17 protein-coding genes are annotated in these 21,995 nt (G+C 71.4%); 14 read left to right on the top strand and 3 right to left on the bottom strand.

Annotation, left to right across the window (positions count from 1 at the left end):
• Positions 1–176: 176 nt before the first annotated feature.
• A complete protein-coding gene (locus EJ357_RS10160) occupies positions 177–1,829 on the bottom strand; it encodes a PucR family transcriptional regulator (RefSeq protein ID WP_126390762.1) in 1,653 nt (550 codons plus the stop codon).
• Positions 1,830–2,051: 222 nt separating this feature from the next.
• Here EJ357_RS10160 and EJ357_RS10155 point away from each other — a divergent pair, with 222 nt between their 5' ends.
• Together EJ357_RS10155 and EJ357_RS10150 are read left to right on the top strand one after the other, a co-directional pair.
• Complete coding sequence (locus EJ357_RS10155; protein ID WP_126390760.1) at positions 2,052–3,557, top strand: APC family permease; 1,506 nt, start codon at positions 2,052–2,054, stop codon at positions 3,555–3,557.
• A 10-nt stretch (positions 3,558–3,567) separates the two neighbouring features.
• On the top strand, positions 3,568–4,527 hold the full coding sequence (locus tag EJ357_RS10150; protein ID WP_126390758.1) for an LLM class F420-dependent oxidoreductase: 960 nt from the start codon (positions 3,568–3,570) through the stop codon (positions 4,525–4,527).
• Here EJ357_RS10150 and EJ357_RS10145 read toward each other — a convergent pair.
• Positions 4,514–5,896 (bottom strand): FAD-binding oxidoreductase, encoded by a 1,383-nt coding sequence (locus EJ357_RS10145; RefSeq protein ID WP_126390756.1) that lies wholly within the window; start codon positions 5,894–5,896, stop codon positions 4,514–4,516. The two genes, EJ357_RS10150 and EJ357_RS10145, sit on opposite strands and share 14 nt — an antisense overlap.
• 115 nt (positions 5,897–6,011) lie before the next feature.
• Complete coding sequence (locus tag EJ357_RS10140) at positions 6,012–7,814, bottom strand: glycoside hydrolase family 15 protein (protein ID WP_126399336.1); 1,803 nt, start codon at positions 7,812–7,814, stop codon at positions 6,012–6,014.
• A gap of 529 nt (positions 7,815–8,343) precedes the next feature.
• Here EJ357_RS10140 and EJ357_RS10135 point away from each other — a divergent pair.
• The 12 genes from EJ357_RS10135 to EJ357_RS10080 all read left to right on the top strand — a co-directional run bounded on the left by EJ357_RS10135 (position 8,344) and on the right by EJ357_RS10080 (position 21,995).
• Positions 8,344–10,014: a CTP synthase gene (locus EJ357_RS10135; protein ID WP_126390754.1), complete on the top strand. Its 1,671-nt coding sequence runs from the start codon at positions 8,344–8,346 to the stop codon at positions 10,012–10,014.
• An 83-nt stretch (positions 10,015–10,097) separates the two neighbouring features.
• Entirely contained in the window at positions 10,098–10,724 is a 627-nt protein-coding gene (locus tag EJ357_RS10130; protein ID WP_126390752.1) for an NUDIX domain-containing protein, read from the top strand.
• A gap of 162 nt (positions 10,725–10,886) precedes the next feature.
• A complete protein-coding gene (locus tag EJ357_RS10125; protein ID WP_126390750.1) occupies positions 10,887–12,974 on the top strand; it encodes a tetratricopeptide repeat protein in 2,088 nt (695 codons plus the stop codon).
• Positions 12,975–13,110: 136 nt separating this feature from the next.
• Positions 13,111–14,235, top strand: coding sequence for an alanine dehydrogenase (gene ald, locus EJ357_RS10120; RefSeq protein ID WP_175647351.1), 1,125 nt, complete (start codon positions 13,111–13,113; stop codon positions 14,233–14,235).
• A 399-nt stretch (positions 14,236–14,634) separates the two neighbouring features.
• Positions 14,635–15,771, top strand: coding sequence for a ParA family protein (locus tag EJ357_RS10115; RefSeq protein ID WP_175647350.1), 1,137 nt, complete (start codon positions 14,635–14,637; stop codon positions 15,769–15,771).
• Positions 15,756–16,370 carry a hypothetical protein gene (locus tag EJ357_RS10110; RefSeq protein WP_126390746.1) on the top strand — a complete coding sequence of 205 codons (615 nt, stop codon included), beginning with the start codon at positions 15,756–15,758 and terminating at the stop codon, positions 16,368–16,370. The genes EJ357_RS10115 and EJ357_RS10110 overlap by 16 nt, the downstream gene beginning before the upstream one ends.
• Before the next feature lie 18 nt (positions 16,371–16,388).
• Positions 16,389–17,525 (top strand): segregation and condensation protein A, encoded by a 1,137-nt coding sequence (locus EJ357_RS10105; protein WP_126390744.1) that lies wholly within the window; start codon positions 16,389–16,391, stop codon positions 17,523–17,525.
• Positions 17,522–18,205, top strand: a complete 684-nt coding sequence (gene scpB, locus EJ357_RS10100) for an SMC-Scp complex subunit ScpB (RefSeq protein ID WP_126390742.1) — start codon at positions 17,522–17,524, stop codon at positions 18,203–18,205. Before EJ357_RS10105 ends, scpB begins: the two co-directional genes overlap by 4 nt.
• Positions 18,205–19,290: a pseudouridine synthase gene (locus EJ357_RS10095; protein WP_126390740.1), complete on the top strand. Its 1,086-nt coding sequence runs from the start codon at positions 18,205–18,207 to the stop codon at positions 19,288–19,290. Before scpB ends, EJ357_RS10095 begins: the two co-directional genes overlap by 1 nt.
• 295 nt (positions 19,291–19,585) lie before the next feature.
• Positions 19,586–20,131 carry a TIGR03086 family metal-binding protein gene (locus EJ357_RS10090; RefSeq protein WP_126390738.1) on the top strand — a complete coding sequence of 182 codons (546 nt, stop codon included), beginning with the start codon at positions 19,586–19,588 and terminating at the stop codon, positions 20,129–20,131.
• 107 nt (positions 20,132–20,238) lie between these two features.
• Positions 20,239–20,976: an NUDIX hydrolase gene (locus tag EJ357_RS10085; RefSeq protein ID WP_126390736.1), complete on the top strand. Its 738-nt coding sequence runs from the start codon at positions 20,239–20,241 to the stop codon at positions 20,974–20,976.
• Positions 20,973–21,995 (top strand): ADP-ribosylglycohydrolase family protein, encoded by a 1,023-nt coding sequence (locus EJ357_RS10080; RefSeq protein ID WP_126390734.1) that lies wholly within the window; start codon positions 20,973–20,975, stop codon positions 21,993–21,995. Before EJ357_RS10085 ends, EJ357_RS10080 begins: the two co-directional genes overlap by 4 nt.

The following is a 21,995-nucleotide window of genomic DNA, read 5'->3' as shown; positions in this document are numbered from 1 at the left end:
TCACTCGCCGACTCCCCCACGCTCGAACAACCTCGCGCGGGGGGACCCCCATCGCGTCGACTCCCTCCTCCGCCTTGCAGCTGCACGCACCAGGCCCCGCTCGGCTCAGTTGAAAGGCGCGGTGCCTCGCAGCCGGCCTGATCCAAACGACAGGGCCTAGCCGCCGGAGCGCGTCCCTAGCCCACATGCCTGCGCGCCCGCAGCGCCAGGCTCAACGCCAGTACCGTCTGCGGGTCGTCGAGGTCCGTGCCGAGCAACTCGCCGATGCGCGCGAGGCGGTTGTAGAGGGTCTGCCGGTTGAGGTGCAGTTCGCGGGCCGTCTCCGCCTTGCGGCCCGCGTGCGCCAAGTACGTCTCCAGCGTGGGCAGCAGGGGCGGCTTGGAGCGGCTGTCGTGGTCGCGGAGCGGGCCGATCGCGCGGTCCACGAAGGCCGCGAGGTCGGGGTGCTCGCGCAGCCGCCACAGCAGCAGGTCGATGTCCAGGCGCCGGGCGTCGTACCAGGGGCGGTCGGACAGGCCCTGCGCCGCGGTCGCCGTCTCCGCCGCGTGCCTGAGACCCGCCGAGGCCGCCGCCCAGCCGCCGGCCACCCCGACGACCACGACCGGCGGCTGCGCCCCCGGCCGCTGGATCCCCGCCCGCTCCACACCCGCCCGCAGCGCCGCCGCGACCCGGTCCGCGACCGTCGACCGCTCCGACTCCGCACGCAGGCCCAGCAGCAGGGGGACGCGACCCTCGACCGGCCGCACGCCCAGCAGGACCGGAACCCCCACGGACGCCAGCTCCTCCCCGACCGCCCGCGCCAGCACCGCCCAGCCGCCGCCCGGCGACAGCACGTCCCCGAGCCGCATCACCACCGGCAGCAGCGGGCTGTTGCCCGGCTTGAAGCCGAGCACGCGCGCCTGTGCCGGGGCGTCCTCGGCGTCGACGCGGCCCTCCGCCAGGTCGGTCAGGAAGTCGCCGCGCCCGCGCGCCGCCAGCTCCTCCTCCTGCCGGGCCTGCATCAGCACCACGGCGAGGATGCCCGCGGCCCGCTCGGCCGCGATGCGGTGGACGGGCGTCAGCACGCCCCGCACGGGCAGGAGGACGAGCCGCGCCCGCACCGAACCCGTCCCGGGACCACCTCCCGGGACATCCACCAGCACCGACCCGGCGGGCGGCGGAGCGTCCTTGTGCTGGCCTCGCAGCCCCTCCCACACCTGCAACGGATCCGCGCCCTCGGGGCCGGCCCCGGCGGCGTACAGCAGCCGTCCGTCCGTCGTCTCCAGGAACACCGGGTTGCCGCTGAAGTCGGCCAGGATGCCGAGCACTTGGGGCACACCACCGCCGCCGAGCAGTGCTTCCGTGCACCGGCGGTGCACCTCCTCCGCCCGTTGCAGCAGCGCGTAGTGGCCGTTGACGATCTCGGTGTGGATCTCCTCGGTGACCGTCACAAAGGGCACCTCGCGGTGCAGTTGGACCAGCGGCAGACCGGCCGTGCGGGCCGTGTCGACCAGCGCGGCGGGCAGGCGTGTGAAGCGCGGGCCGAGTTCGACGACGAGGGCCGCGATACCGCGCTCGGCCAGGGTGCGCACGAACGCGCGCTGGTCGGCCGGTCGGGTGCCGAGGCCGTAGCCCGTGGTCAGCAGCAGCTCCCCGCCCTTCAGCAGCGAGGCGATGTGCGGCACCTCGCCCGCGTGCACCCAGCGCACGGACCGCCCCAGCCGGTCGGCGCCCGCGAGGACCTCGGGGAGCCCGCTGCGCAGCCCGGGCAGCTCCAGCGCCCGCCGCACCGTGATTCCGGCGCCGTAGGTCTCGAATCCGCTGTCCGTACCGCCCGTGCCGCTGCCCATGAGTCGGACGCTACCCGTGGGGATGCTTCGGCGACATCTCCGGACGGTTACGGAGACGATCATCGGCTCCCGGCGCCCGACAATGCGTCGCGCCGCGCGCCGGATTGCAGGACCCCTTGTCGGTTGTGGCGTACATCACTGTGCCGTCAGACTGGCGCATCCGAAGGGAAGCGGTGCCTTCGGCTTCGGATTTCGTTGTGGAAGCACCTCGAGAGGGATGAAATGACGGAAACACCCACGCGAGAGGTTCACCGGCTCAAGGCGAATTCCGTCGGCCTGGTGGGCGTCGTCTTCATGGCGGTCGCCACCGCCGCGCCGATCACCGCGATGACCGGCAACCTGCCCATCGCGGTCGGCTTCGGCAACGGCACGGGCGCGCCCGCCGGCTATCTCTTCGCGACCCTCGTGCTGACGGTGTTCTCCGTCGGATACGTCGCCATGGCCCGCCGTATCACCGCCGCGGGCGCCTTCTACGGCTACATCTCGCACGGGCTCGGCCGGATCACCGGCATGGCCTCCGGGATGCTCGCCGTGCTGGCCTACATCGTCTTCGAGGCGTCCATCGTGGGCGTCTTCTCGTACTTCGCGCAGACGACGGTCCACGACCAGCTCGGCCTCGATCTGCCCTGGATCCTGTACGCCGCCGCGATGCTGCTGGTCACCGCGGTCCTGGCGTACTTCGACATCAACCTCACCGCGAAGGCCCTCGGCGTGATGCTGATCGCCGAGATCGCGGTCCTCTTCGCGGTCGCCACGGCCGTCCTGCTGCACGGCGGCGGCCCGGACGGCATCCCCGTCGAGCCGATCAACCCCAAGAACGCCTTCACCGGCGCCTCCGCCGGTCTCGGCCTGTTCTTCGCCTTCTGGTCGTGGGTCGGCTTCGAGTCGACGGCGATGTACGGCGAGGAGTCCCGCGACCCCAAGCGCGTCATCCCGCGCGCGACGCTGATCTCCGTCATCGGGGTCGGCATCTTCTACATCTACGTCTCCTGGATGACCATCGCCGGCAACGGCCTCAAGGGCTCCGTCGAGATCTCCTCCGGCACCAGCCCGCTCGACCTGTTCCTCGACCCGGCGCACACCTACATCGGTGCCTGGGCGGTCGACGCCTTCCAGTGGCTGCTGATCACCGGCTCGTTCGCCTGCGGGATGGCCTTCCACCAGTGCGCGGCGCGCTATCTGTACGCCATCGGCCGCGAGGGCTTCCTGCACCCCGCCCTCGGCCGTACGCACGCCCGGCACGGATCGCCGTACATCGCGTCCTTCGTGCAGTCGGTCATCGCGGTCGCGCTCGTCGGCGCCTTCTGGCTGACCGGTCAGGACCCGTACATCCACCTCTACACGCTGCTGGCGATCCTCGGCACGATGGCCATCCTCATCGTGCAGACCCTGTGCTCGTTCGCGGTCATCGGCTACTTCCGCCGCAACCACCCCGAGGACCGGCACTGGTTCCGCACGTTCACCGCCCCGCTGCTCGGCGGCATCGGCATGATCGCGGTCGTGGGCCTGCTGGTGACCAACCTGGACACCGCGGCCGGCACGGCGGCCCACTCACTCTTCTTCAAGGCCATCCCGTGGATCGTGGGGCTGGTCTTCTTCGGCGGTCTCGGGCTCGGTCTGTATCTGAAGGCGCGGCGGCCGGAGCGCTACGACGTCATCGGCAGGATCGTGCTGGAGGACTCGGCGGAGCGAACGCAGGCCCCGGTTGGGGCACGCTCGGCGGGGTAGCCGCGCCTGCATGGACTTCAGCGTGGTCGCCGTGGCACGGGAGGACGACAGTCCGGTCGAGGAGCCGCTGCGGGTGGCAGCGGTCGCCGACCGGCTCGGGTACCGCGAGGTGTGGGCGGGGGAGGGGCCCACCTGGGACTCCTTCGTCCTCGCCACGGCGATCGGGCGGGCCACCGAGCGGGTCGCGCTGACGGCCGGTCCGGTGGCGGTGTCGGTGCGGGACGCGTTCGGCATCGCGCGGGGTGCCGCCTCGGTCGCCGCCGTCGTCGGACGCCCGGTCGGGGTGGCGCTGGGGACGTCCAGCAAGCGGGTGGTCGAGGGCGTGCACGGGGTGCCGCGCGTACGGCCCGCGGCGGCGATGGAGGCCTCGGCAGCGGCCGTACGCGGCTTCCTGCACGGCAAGCCCGGCGAGCCGGCGGCCCCCGGCAGCGTCTTCCCGCGCCGTCTACCGCCGCCCGGCGGCCCGCTCACCGTGGCGGCCTTCGGCGACCGCGCGATCGCCACGGCCGCCGCGCACGCCGACCGGATGCTGCTCGACATCGTCTCGCCGGACCAGGTGCGCCTGCTGCGGGCCAAGCTCGAGGCGGCCGCCGCGCGTGCGGGCCGTACGTCGCCGCCGACCCTGGCCTCCTGGCTGCCGGTCGCCGTCGATCCGGACCCGCACTCCCTCGCGCAGGTCCTGCGGAGCATCGCCGGGTATCTGACCGTGCCCGGGTACAGCGACATGTTCGAGGCGGCCGGATTCGGAGAGGCGGTCGAGCTGGCCCGTACCGGCGCGGACCCCGGCACACTGGTGCGGGCGCTGCCCGCCGCGGCGGCGGGCACGGTCGGCCTGGTCGGCGACTTGGACGCCGTACGCGCGCGTGCCGAGGAGTACGCCGAAGCCGGACTCGACGAGATCGCCCTCGTGCCGGCGACGGCGGGCGATCCCGGCGGGGAGCGGACGCTGACGGCGCTCAGGCCGGCGTGATGTTGTGGTTGAAGCGGAAGACGTTGTCCGGGTCCCACTGCCGCTTCAGTGACGCGAGACGTCGGTAGTTGTCGGCGCCCAGGCCGGCGATCACGCGCTCCTGGCCCTCCGCGCCGATGAAGTTCAGGTACACCGCACCGGTGCTCCACGGCCGGACGCCGGCCCGGACGTCACGTACCCACTGGACACACCGCTCGTCGTCCGCCGGGTCCTCCCACATGCCGTAGGGATGGATCGCCCAGGGCGCGTCCCGGTAGGGCACCGGGTACTCGTGCGGGCCGGCCGCGATCGCGCCGCCCTGCGGGAGGAGGACGTGCTGGGTGCCGGTCGGTACGGGCATGGACCGCGCCTCGGCACCGTAGACGTCCACGAAGTCGTCCGGCGCGCCCGTCAGGTACTCCGCCGACCAGTAGTGCCGCATGCCGGGCGGATCGTCGATCATGCACTGCACGTCGGTGTACGGCATCGCGCCCACGATCTCCGCCTCGTGCGGCAGCGCCAGCAGCGGCTCGGCGTACTTGCGCATGTCCTGCTCGGTACCGGCGTAGGTGAGCAGCACACCGCAGACCAGAGTGCCGATCAGCGGCGGCGGTACGAACTCCTCGGGCGGGCCGGTGAAGTAGATGCTGCCGCCGCCCACCTCGTCGGGGCCGGACTCGATCACGTCGCGGAACGTGCGGACTGCGTCGGGCCCGAACTCGGGCCGGTACAGCACCATCGCGATGGCGAAGTCGGGCAGTTCGTGCAGCTTCAGCGTGATCGCGGTGGCGATGCCGAAATTGCCGCCGCCTCCGTGCAGGGCCCAGAACAGGTCCGGGTTCTCGTCGGCGTTGGCGTGCACCCGGTTGCCGTCGGCGGTGACCAGCTCCACGCCGAGCAGATTGTCGACGGCGAGCCCGCAGCAGCGGTCCAGCCAGCCGGTGCCCCCGCCGAGGACGAAGCCGCCGACGCCGGTGGTCGAGGCCCGGCCGCCGGTCGTGGCGAGGCCGTACGGCTGGGTGGCGTGGTCCAGATCGCTCATCGTGGCGCCGCCCGCGATCCGTACCGCCTCGGCCGCGGGGTGGACGGTGACGGCACGCATGTGGCGCAGGTCGACGACCAGACCGTTGTCGTTCAGCGCCATGCCGGCGACGCTGTGCCCGCCGCCGCGCACCGCGATGTTGAGGTCCAGCTCCCGGCCGAACCGCACGGCCCGCACGACGTCGTCCTCGTCCACACACTGCGCGATCACCGCGGGCCGCCGGTCGATCATGGTGTTGAAGACACCCCGGGCGTCGTCGTAACCGAAGTCCCCCGGTGCGAACACATCACCGGAGAGACCCTCACGCAGCGCGTCGAGCGCTGCGCCCGCCTTCGACCGGGAAGCCATGGCCGCCCCCTTCCGAAAAACGGCAGGACAAGGGGCAATCGCTTGTTTCCAGGCTAGGCGGGCGCGTCACGTCCGTCCTGTCGAGCGCCGCGGCGGGCCTTGCGGCCAGGCCCTGTCAGCCGCCGTACGCCCCGGATGCCGTCAGCCGCAGGGCGGTGTCGATCAGCGGAACGTGGCTGAAGGCCTGCGGGAAGTTGCCGACCTGGCGCTGCAGGTGCGGGTCCCATTCCTCGGCCAGCAGACCGAGGTCGTTGCGCAGTGACAGCAGCTTCTCGAACAGCTTGCGGGCCTCGTCGACGCGGCCGATCATCGCCAGGTCGTCGGCCATCCAGAACGAGCAGGCCAGGAAGGCGCCCTCGTCGCCGGGGAGGCCGTCCACGCCCTCGTCGTCGCCCTGCGTCGGGTAGCGCAGGATGAAGCCGTCCGAGGTGGACAGCTCGCGCTGGATCGCCTCGATGGTGCCGATGACGCGCTTGTCGTCCGGCGGCAGGAAGCCCATCTGCGGGATCAGCAGCAGCGAGGCGTCCAGCTCCTTGGAGCCGTACGACTGCGTGAAGGTGTTGCGCTCCTTGTCGTAGCCCTTCTCGCACACGTCCCGGTGGATGTCGTCGCGCAGCTCGCGCCAGCGCTCCAGCGGGCCGTCCGCGTCGCCGGACTCGATGAGCTTGATCGTCCGGTCCACGGCGACCCAGGCCATCACCTTGGAGTGCACGAAGTGGCGGCGCGGGCCGCGCACCTCCCAGATGCCCTCGTCCGGCTCGTCCCAGTGGTCCTCCAGGTAGCGGATCAGCTTGAGCTGGAGCAGCGAGGCGTAGTCGTTGCGGGCCAGGCCCGTCATGTGGGCCAGGTGCAGGGCCTCGGTGACCTCGCCGTACACGTCCAGCTGGAGCTGGTGCGCGGCGCCGTTGCCGACCCGGACCGGCGCGGACGCCTCGTAGCCGGGCAGCCAGTCCAGCTCGGCCTCGCCCAGCTCGCGCTCGCCGGCGATGCCGTACATGATCTGCAGGTTCTCGGGGTCACCCGCGACGGCCCGCAGCAGCCACTCGCGCCAGGCGCGGGCCTCCTCGCGGTAGCCGGTGCGCAGGAGCGAGGACAGGGTGATGGCCGCGTCGCGCAGCCAGGTGTAGCGGTAGTCCCAGTTGCGGACGCCGCCGATGTCCTCCGGCAGCGAGGTGGTGGGCGCCGCGACGATGCCGCCGGTCGGGGCGTACGTCAGCGCCTTCAGCGTGATCAGCGAGCGGACGACCGCCTCGCGGTAGGGGCCGTGGTACGTACAGTGCTCGACCCACTCGCGCCAGAACTCCTCCGTCGCCTCCAGCGACTGCTCCGGCTCGGGCAGCGCCGGCGGCTGCTTGTGCGAGGGCTCCCAGGAGATCGTGAACGCGATCCGCTCACCCGGGGCGACCGTGAAGTCCGAGTACGTCGTCAGCGACTTGCCGTAGGTCTCGGCCTCCGTGTCGAACCACACCGAGTCCGGGCCCGCGACGGCGACCGTACGGCCCTCGTGCTTGTGCACCCACGGCACGACACGGCCGTACGAGAAACGCATCCTGAGGGCCGAGCGCATCGGCACCCGGCCCGACACGCCCTCCACGATCCGGATCAGCTGGGGCGCGCCGTCACGCGGCGGCATGAAGTCGATCACCCGGACCGTGCCGCGCGGCGTGTCCCACTCGGACTCCAGGATCAGGGAGTCGCCGCGGTAGCTGCGCCGGGCCGCGGTGGGCGGCGGGGAGTCGGAGGCGTGGGCGGGGCCGAGTCGCCAGAAGCCGTGCTCCTCGGTGCCCAGCAGGCCGGCGAAGATGGCATGCGAGTCGAAGCGGGGCAGGCACAGCCAGTCCACTGTGCCGTCCCGGCAGACCAGGGCAGCGGTCTGCATGTCTCCGATGAGTGCGTAGTCTTCGATGCGCCCGGCCACGTGCAACTCCAGTCGAACGGCCACGTCGCCCCCTTCTGGCAAGGAGGCTCTCGCTTAGTGCGGTCAAGGGGTGGTTGTTAAGCGTCGTTGAGCGGTGAAGCAAAGCAGTCGTTTCCGCCGTGAGGCAAAACGACAGTCTCTTCTCGACAATCTCTGCTCAACGAACTGACGAGCTCTCGTTGTTCCGGGTGTGACGGGCGGGGGTGGTGCCGTGTTTGCCGGACGGGCTCGGCAGCGAATGTCCGAGCAGGATACGACGCACGTAGATGATCTGCGTGCCGGTCCGGGCAACCCGGGTCTGCCGAACGGGTGAGCAACGGGTGAGAAACCAAGACACCTGTGCAGGTTCGTGGCGACTCGTGTGCGGAGCGTGGCCGGAAGCCATCGGTCTCTGTCGCTGATACCCTGGTAGCCCGTGGACCGGTGGGCGAGAAACCCCGGAACCGCAGCGACGGCGACCCCGGAAAACTCTCCGGCCAGGCAGCCGTAACGCACCCCAGACCGCGACCACGGGAGCCCCCCTTTGGCCATGACGCCCAAATCCACGACGACCAAGCACATCTTCGTCACCGGGGGTGTCGCCTCCTCGCTCGGCAAGGGCCTGACGGCCTCCAGTCTCGGCATGCTCCTCAAGGCGCGGGGCCTGCGCGTGGTCATGCAGAAGCTGGACCCGTACCTCAATGTCGACCCTGGCACGATGAACCCCTTCCAGCACGGCGAGGTGTTCGTCACCAACGACGGCGCCGAGACCGACCTGGACATCGGCCACTACGAGCGCTTCCTCGACCGCGACCTGGACGGCTCCGCGAACGTCACCACCGGTCAGGTGTACAACACCGTGATCGCCAAGGAGCGGCGCGGCGAGTACCTCGGCGACACCGTGCAGGTCATCCCGCACATCACCAACGAGATCAAGCACCGCATCCGTCGCATGGCGACGGACGAGGTCGACGTCGTGATCACGGAGGTCGGCGGCACGGTCGGCGACATCGAGTCGCTGCCGTTCCTGGAGACCGTCCGCCAGGTCCGTCACGAGGTCGGCCGTGACAACGTCTTCGTCGTCCACATCTCGCTCCTGCCGTACATCGGCCCCTCGGGAGAGCTGAAGACGAAGCCGACCCAGCACTCGGTTGCGGCTCTGCGCAACATCGGTATCCAGCCAGATGCGATCGTGCTGCGCTGCGACCGTGAGGTGCCGACCGCGATCAAGCGGAAGATCTCCCTGATGTGCGACGTCGACGAGGCGGCCGTGGTCGCCTGCCCCGACGCCCGCTCGATCTACGACATTCCGAAGACCGTGCACGGCGAGGGCCTGGACGCCTATGTCGTCCGAAAGCTGGACCTGCCGTTCCGCGACGTGGACTGGACGACCTGGGACGATCTGCTCGACCGCGTCCACAACCCCGACCACGAGATCACCCTCGCGCTGGTCGGCAAGTACATCGACCTGCCCGACGCCTATCTCTCGGTCACCGAGGCGCTGCGCGCGGGCGGCTTCGCCAACAAGGCCCGCGTGAAGATCAAGTGGGTCACCTCCGACGACTGCAAGACCCCGGCCGGCGCCAAGCAGCAGCTCGCCGACGTCGACGGCATCTGCATCCCGGGCGGCTTCGGCGACCGCGGTGTGCTCGGCAAGGTCGGCGCGATCAAGTACGCCCGGGAGAACCGGATCCCGCTGCTGGGCCTGTGCCTGGGCCTGCAGTGCATCGTGATCGAGGCGGCCCGCAACCTCGCCGACATCTCCGACGCCAACTCCACCGAGTTCGACCCGGCGACCGGCCACCCGGTCATCTCCACCATGGCCGAGCAGCTGGACATCGTCGCCGGTGAGGGCGACATGGGCGGAACGATGCGCCTGGGCATGTACCCGGCGAAGCTGGCCGAGGGCTCGATCGTGCGCGAGGTGTACGACGGCAAGGAGTACGTCGAGGAGCGGCACCGTCACCGCTACGAGGTGAACAACGCCTACCGGGCGGAGCTGGAGAAGAAGGCGGGCATCCTGTTCTCCGGCACGTCGCCCGACGGCAAGCTGGTGGAGTACGTGGAGTACCCGCGCGAGGTCCACCCTTACCTGGTGGCCACGCAGGCCCACCCGGAGCTGCGCTCGCGTCCGACGCGCCCGCACCCGCTGTTCGCCGGGCTGGTGAAGGCAGCCGTCCAGCGCCAGCAGGGCGAGGGCGTCGGCAAGGATTCGAAGTAACACGAGAGTTGTACGGTGGCCGGGGTGCAAACCTTCAAAGGTGGGCACCCCGGTTTTTCTTTGCGCACGTGGAAGGGCAGGGCATGACGATCAAGGACACCCCGCAGGAGTGGGAGGTCCGGGCGACGGACACCCCCTTCGTGGGCAACAAGACCTCGGTCCGCACGGACGACGTGGTCATGCCCGGCGGCTCGGTGGTGCGACGCGACTACCAGGTCCACCCCGGCTCGGTGGCCGTCCTCGCCCTCGACGAGGAGGACCGCGTCCTGCTCATCAAGCAGTACCGCCACCCGGTGCGCCAGAAGCTGTGGGAGATCCCGGCCGGCCTGCTCGACATCCCCGGCGAGAACCCGCTGCACGCCGCCCAGCGCGAGCTCTACGAGGAGGCGCACGTCAAGGCCGAGGACTGGCGGGTGCTGACGGACGTCTACACGACTCCCGGCGGTTGCGACGAGGCCGTGCGGATCTTCCTCGCCCGTGGTCTGTCCGAGGCGGACGGCGACCGCTTCGAGGTGGAGGACGAGGAGGCCGACATGGAGCACGCGCGCGTGCCGGTCGACGAACTCGTCCGGGGCGTGCTCGCGGGCGAGTTGCACAACAACTGCCTCGTGGTGGGCGTGCTGTCGCTGGTCGCCGCGCGCACCGGCGACGGACTCGACGCGCTGCGCCCGGCGGAGGCGCCGTGGCCGGCCCGTCCCTTCGAATCCTGAGCACACCCTTCAGTGTGAAGATCGGCTGATCCGATCGGGGGACGTCCTCTCCCTGCCCGCCGTGCTCCGCACGGAACGTAGCAGAGCGTGAACTAGGCTCTGAATACGCCCGAACCGGAGTCCCGGCGGGCTTGCGCGTGTGGTGGGACGGGAGCGTGGCCCGTGACGGATCAGGTGGTGGACACAGGCGGCGTGCGGGTGTCGGCACACGCGTCCGGTGAGAACCAATTCCTGGGCCGCACCCGCGAGTTGAAGGAGCTCCGCGCCGACATCGAGCGCGCGGGCCTGGACACCCTCTCCGGTCGCAAGGCGCCACGCGCGCGCGTACTGCTCATCGCGGGCCGTCCCGGCTGCGGCCGCACCGCGCTCGCCGAGGAACTCGCACGGCAGGTGGCGGACCGTTACGCCGACGGCGTCCTGCGCACCCGCCTGAGCGAGCCCGACGGCACCCCTGTCCCCGTCGGGCGCGCCGCCCGCGCCCTGCTCACCGCCCTGGACCGGCCGATCCCGCCCGGCGCCGCCGAGGACGACCTCACGGCGGCCCTGCGCGAGGCCCTCGCGGAGCGCCGGGTCCTGCTCCTGCTGGACGACGCGGCCGAGGCCGAGCAGGTCGACGCCCTGCTGCCGGACTCCCCGGAGTGCCTGGCCGTCGCCGTCTCCGACGGCCCGCTGACCGGGATCTCGGACGTACGGCCCTGCACCCTCGGCGGCCTGGACACCAAGTCGGCGGTGGAGCTGCTGTCCCGGTACGCCGGCTCGGTCCGCATCACCGTCGACCCGCGAGCCGCCGAGGGCCTCGTCGAGGTGTGCCAGGGGCAGCCGGCCGCCCTGATGCTGGCCGGCGGCTGGCTCGCCGCCCGCCCCAAGGCGGCCGTCGCCGACCTCGCCAAGCAGCTGCGCGCCGAGGGCGAGGAGGGGGCGCCGCTCGGCCGGGTCTTCCGCCTCGCCTACGCGTCCCTGCCGACCCCGGCCGCCCGCATACTGCGCCTGCTGACCCTTGCCCCCGGCGGCATCGTCGACCCGCACACCGCCTCCGCCCTGGCCGGCAGCTCGGTCGACGGCGCCCGCACCACCCTGGACGACCTCACCGCCCTCGGCCTGCTGCACTCCGTCGACTCGCCGCTGCCCCAGTACGAGATCCCGGGCTGTCTGCACCCGTACCTCAGGACCCTCACCGAGACCCAGGACCGCCCCGCCGAGCTGCAGCTCGCCCGAGCCCGGATGCTGGAGCGGACCGTGCGGCTGCTGCAGTCCTGCCGGGCGATCACGGAGACCGACAGCCCCGAGACCCGCCACAAGCTCCTCGCCATGCCCCAGGCCCTGCGCTTCCCCAGCCCCCGGGCGGCCGCCGACTGGCTGGCCATCCGCAGGCCCGCCCTGCTGGCCTCGGTTCGGGCCGCGGTCGCCGACGGAGAGCTGGACACCCTGGCCCGGCGCCTGATGTCCCAGCTGGTCAGGGCGCTGGTCGTGCACGTCGGCACACAGGCGGCCGCCGACGACCTGTACGCCGTGCACAGCCTGGTCCTCGATGTGGCCGAGCGGCAGAACCTGCCCCGCGAGATGGCCGCGGCCCTGCTGAACCTCGGCGACGTCGACGCCCGGACGGGGCGCGGACAGGAGGCGCTGGCGCGCTATCGGGCTGCGCTGGACGCCGCACGGCAGGCGAACGACCCGTATGCGGCCGGCCGCGCGATGGAATCCGTAGGCGGGGCCCACCTGGACCTGCGGGACTACGACCGGGCCGCCGACTGGTTCGGCCGGGCGCTGGCCCAGCGGCTGGCCCGGGGCGAGCGTGTCGACGCCGCCCGGCTGTACGGCCGTATCGCCGAGGCCCACACCTACGCGGGCCGGTACGGCGAGGCCCTGCGGAACTGGCGGGCCGCCGTCGCCGGACACCGCAAGAACGGCGATGTCGCCGGGCAGGCCCGGGCGTTGAGCGAGCTGGCGCGGGTCCAGGAGTACGCGGGACGGCCCGAGGAGTCGCTGCGGACCTGCCAGGAGGCGGTGGAGTGGGCGCGGCGCGCCGAGGACCCGCGGTTGCAGGGCGCCCTGTATCTGCGGCTCGCCGACACCCTCGACCACCTGGGCGATTCGGCGGCGGCGCAGCTGCACCGGGGCGCGGCCCGGCGGATCCTGGGGGAGGAGCCCGAGGAGGCCGATGTGGACCCGGCAGAGCCCCAGCAAGACAGTTTCGAGCCGGAACACGGCCCTAACGCCTGCGAAATCCGCAGTACATCTGCTGAAGATTGATGCAATGAAAGGCTAGACAGCGGGAACACCTTCATTAGACTGGCTCTGCCGCACCTTCTCCTGCGGTGTCTCCCGGTGTGCCCATGCATGCACGGGTATGTCTTGCAATGCCCCCACACCCTCTGAGCCAAGGACCGTGATCGACGTGAAGGTCGGCATCCCCCGCGAGGTCAAGAACAACGAGTTCCGGGTGGCCATCACCCCCGCCGGTGTGCACGAGCTGGTGCGCCACGGCCACCAGGTCGTCATCGAGCGCGGCGCAGGTGTCGGCTCGTCGATCCCGGACGCCGAGTACATCGCCGCAGGCGCCCGGATCCTCGACACCGCCGACGAGGTGTGGGCCACCGCCGACCTGCTGCTGAAGGTCAAGGAGCCCATCGCCGAGGAGTACCACCGCCTCCGCAAGGACCAGACGCTCTTCACCTACCTGCACCTGGCCGCCTCCAAGGAGTGCACGGACGCGCTCATCGAGTCCGGCACCACGGCGATCGCCTACGAGACGGTCGAGCTGCCCTCCCGGGCCCTGCCGCTGCTCGCCCCCATGTCCGAGGTCGCCGGCCGCCTCGCCCCGCAGGTCGGCGCCTACCACCTGATGCGGGCCAACGGCGGCCGCGGAGTGCTGCCCGGCGGTGTTCCGGGCGTGCTGGCCGGCCGGGCCGTCGTCATCGGCGGTGGCGTCTCCGGCTGGAACGCCGCGCAGATCGCCATCGGCATGGGCTTCCACGTGACCCTGCTCGACAAGGACATCAACAAGCTCAAGGAGGCGGACAAGGTCTTCGGCACGAAGATCCAGACCGTCGTCTCCAACGCCCTGGAGCTGGAGAAGGCCTGCCTCGAGGCCGACCTCGTCATCGGCGCCGTCCTCATCCCGGGTGCCAAGGCCCCGAAGCTGGTCACCAACGAGCTGGTCTCGCGGATGAAGCCGGGAAGTGTCCTTGTCGACATCGCGATCGACCAGGGCGGCTGCTTCGAGGACTCGCGTCCCACCACCCACGCCGAGCCGACCTTCCCGGTCCACGACTCGGTCTTCTACTGCGTCGCCAACATGCCCGGCGCGGTGCCCAACACCTCCACCTACGCGCTGACCAACGCCACGCTGCCGTACATCCTCGAACTGGCCAACCACGGCTGGGTGGAGGCGCTGCGCCGTGACCCCGCGCTGGCGAAGGGCCTCAACACGCACGACGGCAAGGTGGTTTACCGGACCGTCGCGGAGGCACACGGCCTGGAGCACGCGGAGCTCGAATCGCTGCTCGGCTGAGCCGATCGGTTAAGTCACTTTCTGGTAAAGGCGATACGTCAACACAAGTCGTCAACCGCACGCACCCGGCCGGACCTTGCCCAAAAAGGTCCGGCCGGATGTGTGTATGGTCACTTTGCGACTCTCGGTCAACTCGCCTCGAACGCAACCCTTCGCCCGATTCGCACACCGGTGAAACCCACCATGCGACGGCCGTACGCCCTTGACAGCGGGATGTTTCATTGTCGACACATCTGCCCGGTCCGGCGGATTGTGTTGCTGCGAACCGCCGACACGCCATAGAGTCGCCAACCGTCGGCATGGTGCCACGCTGACCTGTCTAGAAGTTTCCTGGTCACCAAGGAGGTAAGACGACTTGTGAATGAGTCGACATTTTCTCCCGGGGGTGGTCAACCAGGAATGCCGGTACGGGGCCAGGGTCCCGCGGGGTTCGAGGCTGTCGGCTCCGTCGCGGTGCGCACCTTCGCAGCCCACCAGGGTCCCCTGACCTCAAGGGTGACTCAGCCAGCAAACATGAGCATGGATGGCCATCACGTGAACGCCATGGCCGGCGACGGAAGTGGCGCGCCCCACAACCACTTCGCCGACTACGACGAACTGCCCGAGGGGCACTTCTACGACCCCGACGCGGAGTACGAGCCCGACCCCGAGTACGCGGCCACGCTCGCGCCCGACGCTGCCCGGCAGCGCCGTGAGCGCGTCGGCCCGACCGGGCGTCCGCTGCCGTACTTCCCGATCCCGGGTCCGCTGACCGACCACGGCCCCGCGAAGATCATCGCGATGTGCAACCAGAAGGGCGGCGTCGGCAAGACCACGTCGACCATCAACCTGGGTGCCGCGCTCGCGGAGTACGGGCGCCGGGTCCTGCTCGTCGACTTCGACCCCCAGGGCGCGCTCTCGGTCGGTCTCGGCGTCAATCCGATGGAGCTCGACCTCACGGTCTACAACCTGCTCATGGAGCGGGGGATGTCGGCCGACGAGGTGCTTCTGAAGACGGCGGTCCCCAACATGGACCTGCTCCCGAGCAACATCGACCTGTCGGCCGCCGAGGTCCAGTTGGTGAGCGAGGTCGCGCGTGAGTCGACGCTCCAGCGCGCCCTGAAGCCGCTGCTGCCCGACTACGACTTCATCGTGATCGACTGTCAGCCCTCGCTCGGCCTGCTCACGGTCAACGCGCTGACGGCCGCCCACAAGGTGATCGTGCCGCTGGAGTGCGAGTTCTTCGCCCTGCGTGGTGTGGCGCTGCTGACGGAGACCATCGAGAAGGTCCAGGAGCGGCTCAACCCGGACCTGGAGCTCGACGGGATCCTCGCCACGATGTACGACTCGCGCACGGTGCACAGCCGTGAGGTGCTCGCGCGTGTCGTCGAGGCGTTCGACGATCACGTCTACCACACGGTCATCGGGCGCACGGTCCGCTTCCCGGAGACCACGGTCGCCGGTGAGCCGATCACCACGTACGCCTCCAACTCCGTCGGCGCCGCCGCCTATCGCCAGCTCGCCAGGGAGGTGCTCGCCCGGTGTCACGCCGAGTGAGTCTGCCGGGGGCCGACGAACTGTTCCGCACGACAGGGGGTATGGCGCTCCAGCCGTCCACTCCCCGGCGCCCGGCCAACGGCGAGGCCCGGGTGCCGGCTCCCGCGGGGGAGTCCGACGCCGTCGCGGCGGAGGACGCGCCGCAGTCGGTGCCCGCGCAGGGTGGTGACGGCGACGGCGCGGAGCATGTCGCCGCCGACGCCGAGTCCGTCGACGCCGGCGAGTCGCGCAGCCGTGCTGCGGCCGCGGAGCGCTCCGCACGGCGTCAGGGGGCGCAGGAAGGTTCTGCCGGGGCGTCCGCGAGTGCCGCGGGCGGCTCTGCGGCGTCCGGTGGGGCTGCCTCCGCCGCGCCGCGCAAGCGCGGACGGCAGGCCTCCCGTCGGCCCAGTGGTCGAGAGCGGCACGACGAGAAGATCACCGTGTATGTCTCCGCCGAGGAGCTCATGGATCTGGAGCACGCGCGTCTGGTGCTGCGTGGCGAGCACGGGCTGGCCGTGGACCGCGGGCGGATCGTCCGCGAGGCGGTGGCCGTGGTCCTCGCGGATCTGGAGAGCCGGGGAGACGCCAGCATCCTGGTACGACGGCTTCGCGGGCGGTAGCGGTAGCCTGCGGGGGCCATGACCTCGAACGACGTTCCCGCATCCGGCGCCGGTGCCTCCGGCGGGCGGCGGCGTGTGCTGGGCCGGGGGCCGGGGGCGGCGCCTGTGGCTCCGCCGGTCGAGCCGGTGCCGGTGGCGGCTCCCGATCCCGTGGAGCCGGAGGTCGTCGTCCCGGAGCCGAAACCTCAGCTCCTCGAGGCGGAACCGCAGGTCGTCGAGCCGGAACCCGAGGTTGTCGACACGGAGCCGGAACCTCCGGTCGTGGTGCCCGAGTCGGCCCCGGAAGTCGCTGCTGCCGAGCCCGGGCCCGAGCCCGCCGCATCCGGTGAACCCGATGAACCCGACGACGGCGTCTTCAAGGTCCGCCTCTCGAACTTCGAGGGCCCCTTCGACCTCCTCCTCCAGCTGATCTCCAAGCACAAGCTCGACGTCACCGAAGTCGCGTTGTCGAAGGTGACCGACGAGTTCATGGCGCACATCAGGGCGATGGGCGCCGACTGGGATCTCGACGAGACGACCGAGTTCCTCGTGGTCGCGGCCACCCTGCTCGACCTCAAGGCGGCCCGGCTGCTGCCCTCCGCCGAGGTGGAGGACGAGGCCGACCTCGCGCTGCTGGAGGCGCGGGACCTGCTCTTCGCGCGGCTGCTCCAGTACCGCGCGTACAAGCAGATCGCCGACATCTTCAGCCGGCGGCTCGACGACGAGGCGCGGCGCCACCCCCGTACCGTCGGGCTCGAACCGCACCACGCGGAGCTGCTGCCCGAGGTCGTCATCAGCATCGGGGCGGAAGGATTCGCCAAGCTGGCGGTCAAGGCGATGCAGCCCAAGCCCAAGCCGCAGGTCTACGTCGATCACATCCATGCGCCGCTGGTCAGCGTGCAGGAGCAGGCCGGGATCGTCGTCGCCCGGCTCAGGGAGCTCGGCGAGGCCAGCTTCCGGGCGCTCATCGAGGACACCGACGACACCCTCACCGTCGTGGCGCGCTTCCTGGCGCTGCTGGAGCTGTACCGCGAGAAGGCCGTGGCCCTCGACCAGGAGACCGCGCTCGGGGAGCTCCTCGTGCGGTGGACCGGCGGGGACGGGGACGAGACGCCCATGGTGACCGACGAGTTCGACCGGCCGCCCGAGCCGCCGAAGGAGGAGAAGAAGGCGTGAGTGAGGAGACCACCGAACTTCCGGCCGGGCTGCGTACCGTCGCCGACCTCGACCTCAAGCCCGCCCTGGAGGCGATGCTCATGGTCGTGGACGAGCCCGCGACCGAGGAGCACCTCGCGAAGCTCCTGGAGCGGCCGCGACGGCAGATCGCCGACGCCCTGCGGGAGCTCGCCGACGAGTACGTCATGCAGGGGCGCGGCTTCGAGCTGCGGTTCGTCGCGGGCGGCTGGCGTTTCTACACGCGTGCCGAGTACGCCCCGGCCGTGGAGCGCCTCGTCCTGGACGGGCAGACCGCCCGCCTCACCCAGGCCGCCCTGGAGACGCTCGCCGTCGTCGCCTACCGCCAGCCGGTCAGCCGCAGCCGCGTCTCGGCCGTGCGCGGAGTGAACTGCGACGGTGTCATGCGCACCCTGCTCCAGCGCGGGCTGGTCGAGGAGGCGGGCGCGGAACCCGAAACAGGTGCGATCCTGTACAGGACGACGAACTACTTCCTGGAGCGGATGGGCCTGCGCGGTCTGGACGAGCTCCCGGAGCTCGCGCCCTTCCTCCCGGAGGCTGAGGCGATCGAGGCCGAGACCCAGGAAGGGGTGCCGTCGTTCGACCCGGACGCTCCCGATGACGGTCCGGGCGCCCCGGCACCCCGGGGCACCGACGACGTAGACGACCAGACGGAACTTTGATGCGAAGCAGCGGCAGCGGTAGCGGCAAGAGCGGCGGGCGCGGTAACTACCGCGGTGCCGGCAACAGCAGGGACCAGAAGCAGGGGCAGGGTCAGGGCCGCCCCCGCAAGCCCCGTCCCGAGGAGCGCCGCTACGACGTGGGCCCCGGGGCGACGCAGGACGGCCCGAAGTCCGGGCGCGGCGCCTCCGCGCGCGGCGGCGCCAAGGGCGGGCCCAAGCAGGGCCAGCAGCGCGGCACCGGTCGGGGCCGTTCGGCTCCGGCGACCTCCCGCGAGTACGACGCGCGCGCCGAGGAGCGCAACCGCGAGCGCTACGCGGCCAAGAAGGACGTCAAGCTGCCCAAGACCTTCCCGGGCGCCGAGCAGGAGGGTGAGCGGCTCCAGAAGGTGCTCGCGCGCGCGGGCTACGGCTCCAGGCGCGCCTGCGAGGAGCTGATCGAGGACGCGCGGGTCGAGGTCAACGGCGAGATCGTCGTGGAGCAGGGCCTGCGCGTCGACCCCGAGAGGGACGAGATCAAGGTCGACGGGCTGACGGTCGCCACGCAGTCGTACCAGTTCTTCTCGCTCAACAAGCCCGCCGGTGTCGTCTCGACGATGGAGGACCCCGAAGGCCGCCAGTGCCTCGGCGACTACGTCACCAACCGCGAGACCCGGCTCTTCCACGTCGGCCGGCTTGACACCGAGACCGAGGGCGTCATCCTGCTGACCAACCACGGTGAGCTGGCCCACCGCCTCACGCACCCCAAGTACGGCGTCAAGAAGACCTACCTCGCGGCCATCGTCGGCCCGATCCCGCGCGACCTGGGCAAGAAGCTCAAGGACGGCATCCAGCTGGAGGACGGCTACGCGCGCGCGGACCACTTCCGGGTCGTCGAGCAGACCGGAAAGAACTACCTGGTCGAGGTCACCCTGCACGAGGGCCGCAAGCACATCGTGCGGCGCATGCTGGCGGAGGCCGGCTTCCCCGTGGAGAAGCTGGTGCGGACCTCCTTCGGGCCGATCACCCTCGGCGACCAGAAGTCGGGCTGGCTGCGGCGGCTGTCGAACACCGAGGTCGGGATGCTCATGAAGGAAGTCGATCTGTAAGCCCACGCGTGCGTGCGGGTTCCTGAGCCCACGCGTGTGTGCAGGCCGGTTCCGGGATGTGTCCGGGACCGGCCGATTCGTTTTCGCCCCTCGGCCGGTCTTCATCCGTGACGGAGGGAGTGGACATGGGGACGATCGAGGGCCGGAGTGCCGTCAGCGCGTGTGTGACGGCGCTGAAGAGCCGCGCGTGGGCCTCGGCCCCCTCGGACCCCGGAGGGCCGTGGGAGGCGCCTGAGGGGCCGCTGAGGGCCTTTGCGGCAGGGTGGGGCCCGCGGTGCCGGCGGGGTGAGGGCCGATGAACTCGGGGGAGCTTCTGGAGCGTTCGCTCGGTTACGCGCTGGGCAGTGTCGCCGGAGTGGGGTCCGGGAGTCTGGGGCGCGGGACGCCTTGTGCCCAGTGGGACCTGGGGGAGTTGCTCGGGCACCTCGACGACTCGCTGGACGCCCTGTACGAGGGCCTGACCGGCGGGCGGATCGGGCTGGTCCCGCGCTCCGACCGTGCCTGCGGGTTCCGTACGCGCGCGTGCGCGGTGCTCGGCGCCTGGGCGGCCGGGCCGCCGGAGTCGGCGCTGGTGGGCGAACGGCCGCTGGACGTGCGGGTGATGGCGGCCCTGGGAGCCGTGGAGATCGCCGTGCACGGGTGGGACGTCGCCCAGGCCTGCGGTCGGCCCCGGCCCCTGCCCGTCGCGCTCGCGGCCGAGCTGCTGCCCGTCGCCCGGTGCGTGGTCGCGGAGGCGGACCGGGGTGTGCGGTTCGGCGCGCCGGTCGCCGTGCCGGTGGGAGCCGGGCCCGGCGTGCGGTTGCTGGGGTTCCTGGGGCGGCGGGATTTCCTGCCGGGGTGACGCGGGTTTGCCGTCCGCTGGTTGTGCAACCCGGCCGCCCTCTTTATAGTCGTAGTGACTAATAGTCGATCCGACTATAAAGATGCCCGTGAAGAGGGGTGAGCGGCATGCCGGGACCCACCGTGCCCGAGGGCTACGACAAGTACGCCCACGAACCCTTCGCGGTCACCGCCGACCTCGCCGTCCTCACCATCCGCGACGGCGTCCTGCACGTCCTGCTCGTCGAACGCGGGCAGGAGCCGTACCAGGGCCACTGGGCGCTGCCCGGCGGCTTCGTGCAGCCGGACGAGTCGGCGGAGACGGCCGCCCGGCGTGAACTCGCCGAGGAGACCGGCCTGTCGGACGTCTCCGAGCTGCATCTGGAGCAGCTGCGGACCTACAGCGAGCCCGACCGCGACCCCCGCATGCGGGTCGTCACGGTCGCCTTCACCGCGTTGCTGCCCCACCCGCCCGAACCGCACGGCGGCAGCGACGCGGCCCAGGCGTGCTGGGTGCCGTACGACAAGGCGGGGCCACTCGCCTTCGACCACGACCGGATCCTGGCCGACGCCCATGACCGGGTCGGCGCCAAGCTCGAGTACTCCAGCCTCGCCACCGCCTTCTGCCCGCCCGAGTTCACGCTCGGCGAGCTGCAGCACGTCTACGAGGTCGTGTGGGGCACGGCCCTCGACCGGCCCAACTTCCGCCGCAAGGTGCTCGCCACGCCGGGCTTCGTCGAGCCGGTCCCCGGCGCCGCCCGGCTCACCGGCGGACGCGGCAAACCGGCCGCGCTGTACCGCCCGGGCACCGCGACCACCCTCCACCCGCCCCTGCTCCGGCCGACCCCCGAAGGACGCCCCGCATGACCATGACCACCGTGCGCAAGCGCGCCGCCACCGGCTCCCTGCTCGGCCTCGCCCTCGGGGACGCGCTCGGCTTTCCGACCGAGTTCAGCGACGTGCCGTCGATCCTCGCCAAGTGCGGGCCGTGGCGCGAGATGCAGCTGCCGACGCCGGCGATCGTCACCGACGACACGCAGATGACGCTGGCGCTGGGGAAGGGGCTGCGGTCGGCGATGGACCGGGGCGTGCTCGGGCCGAAGCGGCTGGAGCGGCCGGTACGGGAGGAGTTCGTCGACTGGTACCAGTCCCCGGAGAACAACCGCGCGCCGGGCCGGACCTGCATGGTCGCCTGCAATCTGCTGAAGAACGAGCGCACGCTCTGGCAGGACGCCAGCCAGATCGACTCCAAGGGCTGCGGCGCCAACATGCGCGTCGCGCCGATCGGCCTCGTCCCCGGCCTGAGCGACGAACAGCGCGCGGGCGCCGCCCAGTTGCAGTCCGCGCTCACCCACGGACATCCGACGGCGCTCGCCGCCTCCGACCTGACCGCGCACGCCGTACGACTGCTCGCGCAGGGCGCCGAGCCGACCGGGCTGGTCGGCCTGCTGCGGTCGTACGCCTACGAGAACCGCACCCGCTACCACGAGCGCTGGCTCGGCGACCTGTGGACCCGCAGCCAGGACCCCACGGCCGAGCACTTCATCGCGCGCGGCTGGGACGAGTGCCTGGCGATTCTGGACCGCCTCCAGGACGCCGTGCGCACGGCGTCGCCCGAGACCGACCCGTGCCTGGCCACCGGTGCGGGCTGGATCGCCGAAGAGGCCCTGGCCGGCGGCCTGTTGTGCTTCCTGTGGTTCGTCGACGAGCCGCTGACCGCCCTGCGCCGGGCCGCCTGCACCTCCGGCGACTCGGACTCGATCGCGTGCCTGACGGGCGCGTTCGCGGGCGCCTGGCTCGGGGCCGACGCCTGGCCGACGGAGTGGGCGGACCGGATCGAGTACCGGGGGGACCTGCTGACCCTCGGGGCGCTCTGGGACGCTTGA

This window comes from Streptomyces cyaneochromogenes, assembly GCF_003963535.1.
In the GTDB taxonomy this organism is placed as follows: Bacteria; Actinomycetota; Actinomycetes; order Streptomycetales; family Streptomycetaceae; genus Streptomyces; species Streptomyces shaanxiensis.
Note: the sequence above shows the minus strand (reverse complement) of the source record. Positions and strands in the feature narration are given on the sequence as shown.

Coding starts and splice junctions, on each gene's coding strand:
- EJ357_RS10160 (WP_126390762.1), bottom strand. CDS start 1,829: ATGGGCAGCGGCACGGGCGGTACGGACAGCGGATTCGAGACCTACGGC.
- EJ357_RS10155 (WP_126390760.1), top strand. CDS start 2,052: ATGACGGAAACACCCACGCGAGAGGTTCACCGGCTCAAGGCGAATTCC.
- EJ357_RS10150 (WP_126390758.1), top strand. CDS start 3,568: ATGGACTTCAGCGTGGTCGCCGTGGCACGGGAGGACGACAGTCCGGTC.
- EJ357_RS10145 (WP_126390756.1), bottom strand. CDS start 5,896: ATGGCTTCCCGGTCGAAGGCGGGCGCAGCGCTCGACGCGCTGCGTGAG.
- EJ357_RS10135 (WP_126390754.1), top strand. CDS start 8,344: ATGACGCCCAAATCCACGACGACCAAGCACATCTTCGTCACCGGGGGT.
- EJ357_RS10130 (WP_126390752.1), top strand. CDS start 10,098: ATGACGATCAAGGACACCCCGCAGGAGTGGGAGGTCCGGGCGACGGAC.
- EJ357_RS10115 (WP_175647350.1), top strand. CDS start 14,635: ATGCCGGTACGGGGCCAGGGTCCCGCGGGGTTCGAGGCTGTCGGCTCC.
- EJ357_RS10105 (WP_126390744.1), top strand. CDS start 16,389: ATGACCTCGAACGACGTTCCCGCATCCGGCGCCGGTGCCTCCGGCGGG.
- EJ357_RS10095 (WP_126390740.1), top strand. CDS start 18,205: ATGCGAAGCAGCGGCAGCGGTAGCGGCAAGAGCGGCGGGCGCGGTAAC.
- EJ357_RS10090 (WP_126390738.1), top strand. CDS start 19,586: ATGAACTCGGGGGAGCTTCTGGAGCGTTCGCTCGGTTACGCGCTGGGC.
- EJ357_RS10085 (WP_126390736.1), top strand. CDS start 20,239: ATGCCGGGACCCACCGTGCCCGAGGGCTACGACAAGTACGCCCACGAA.
- EJ357_RS10080 (WP_126390734.1), top strand. CDS start 20,973: ATGACCATGACCACCGTGCGCAAGCGCGCCGCCACCGGCTCCCTGCTC.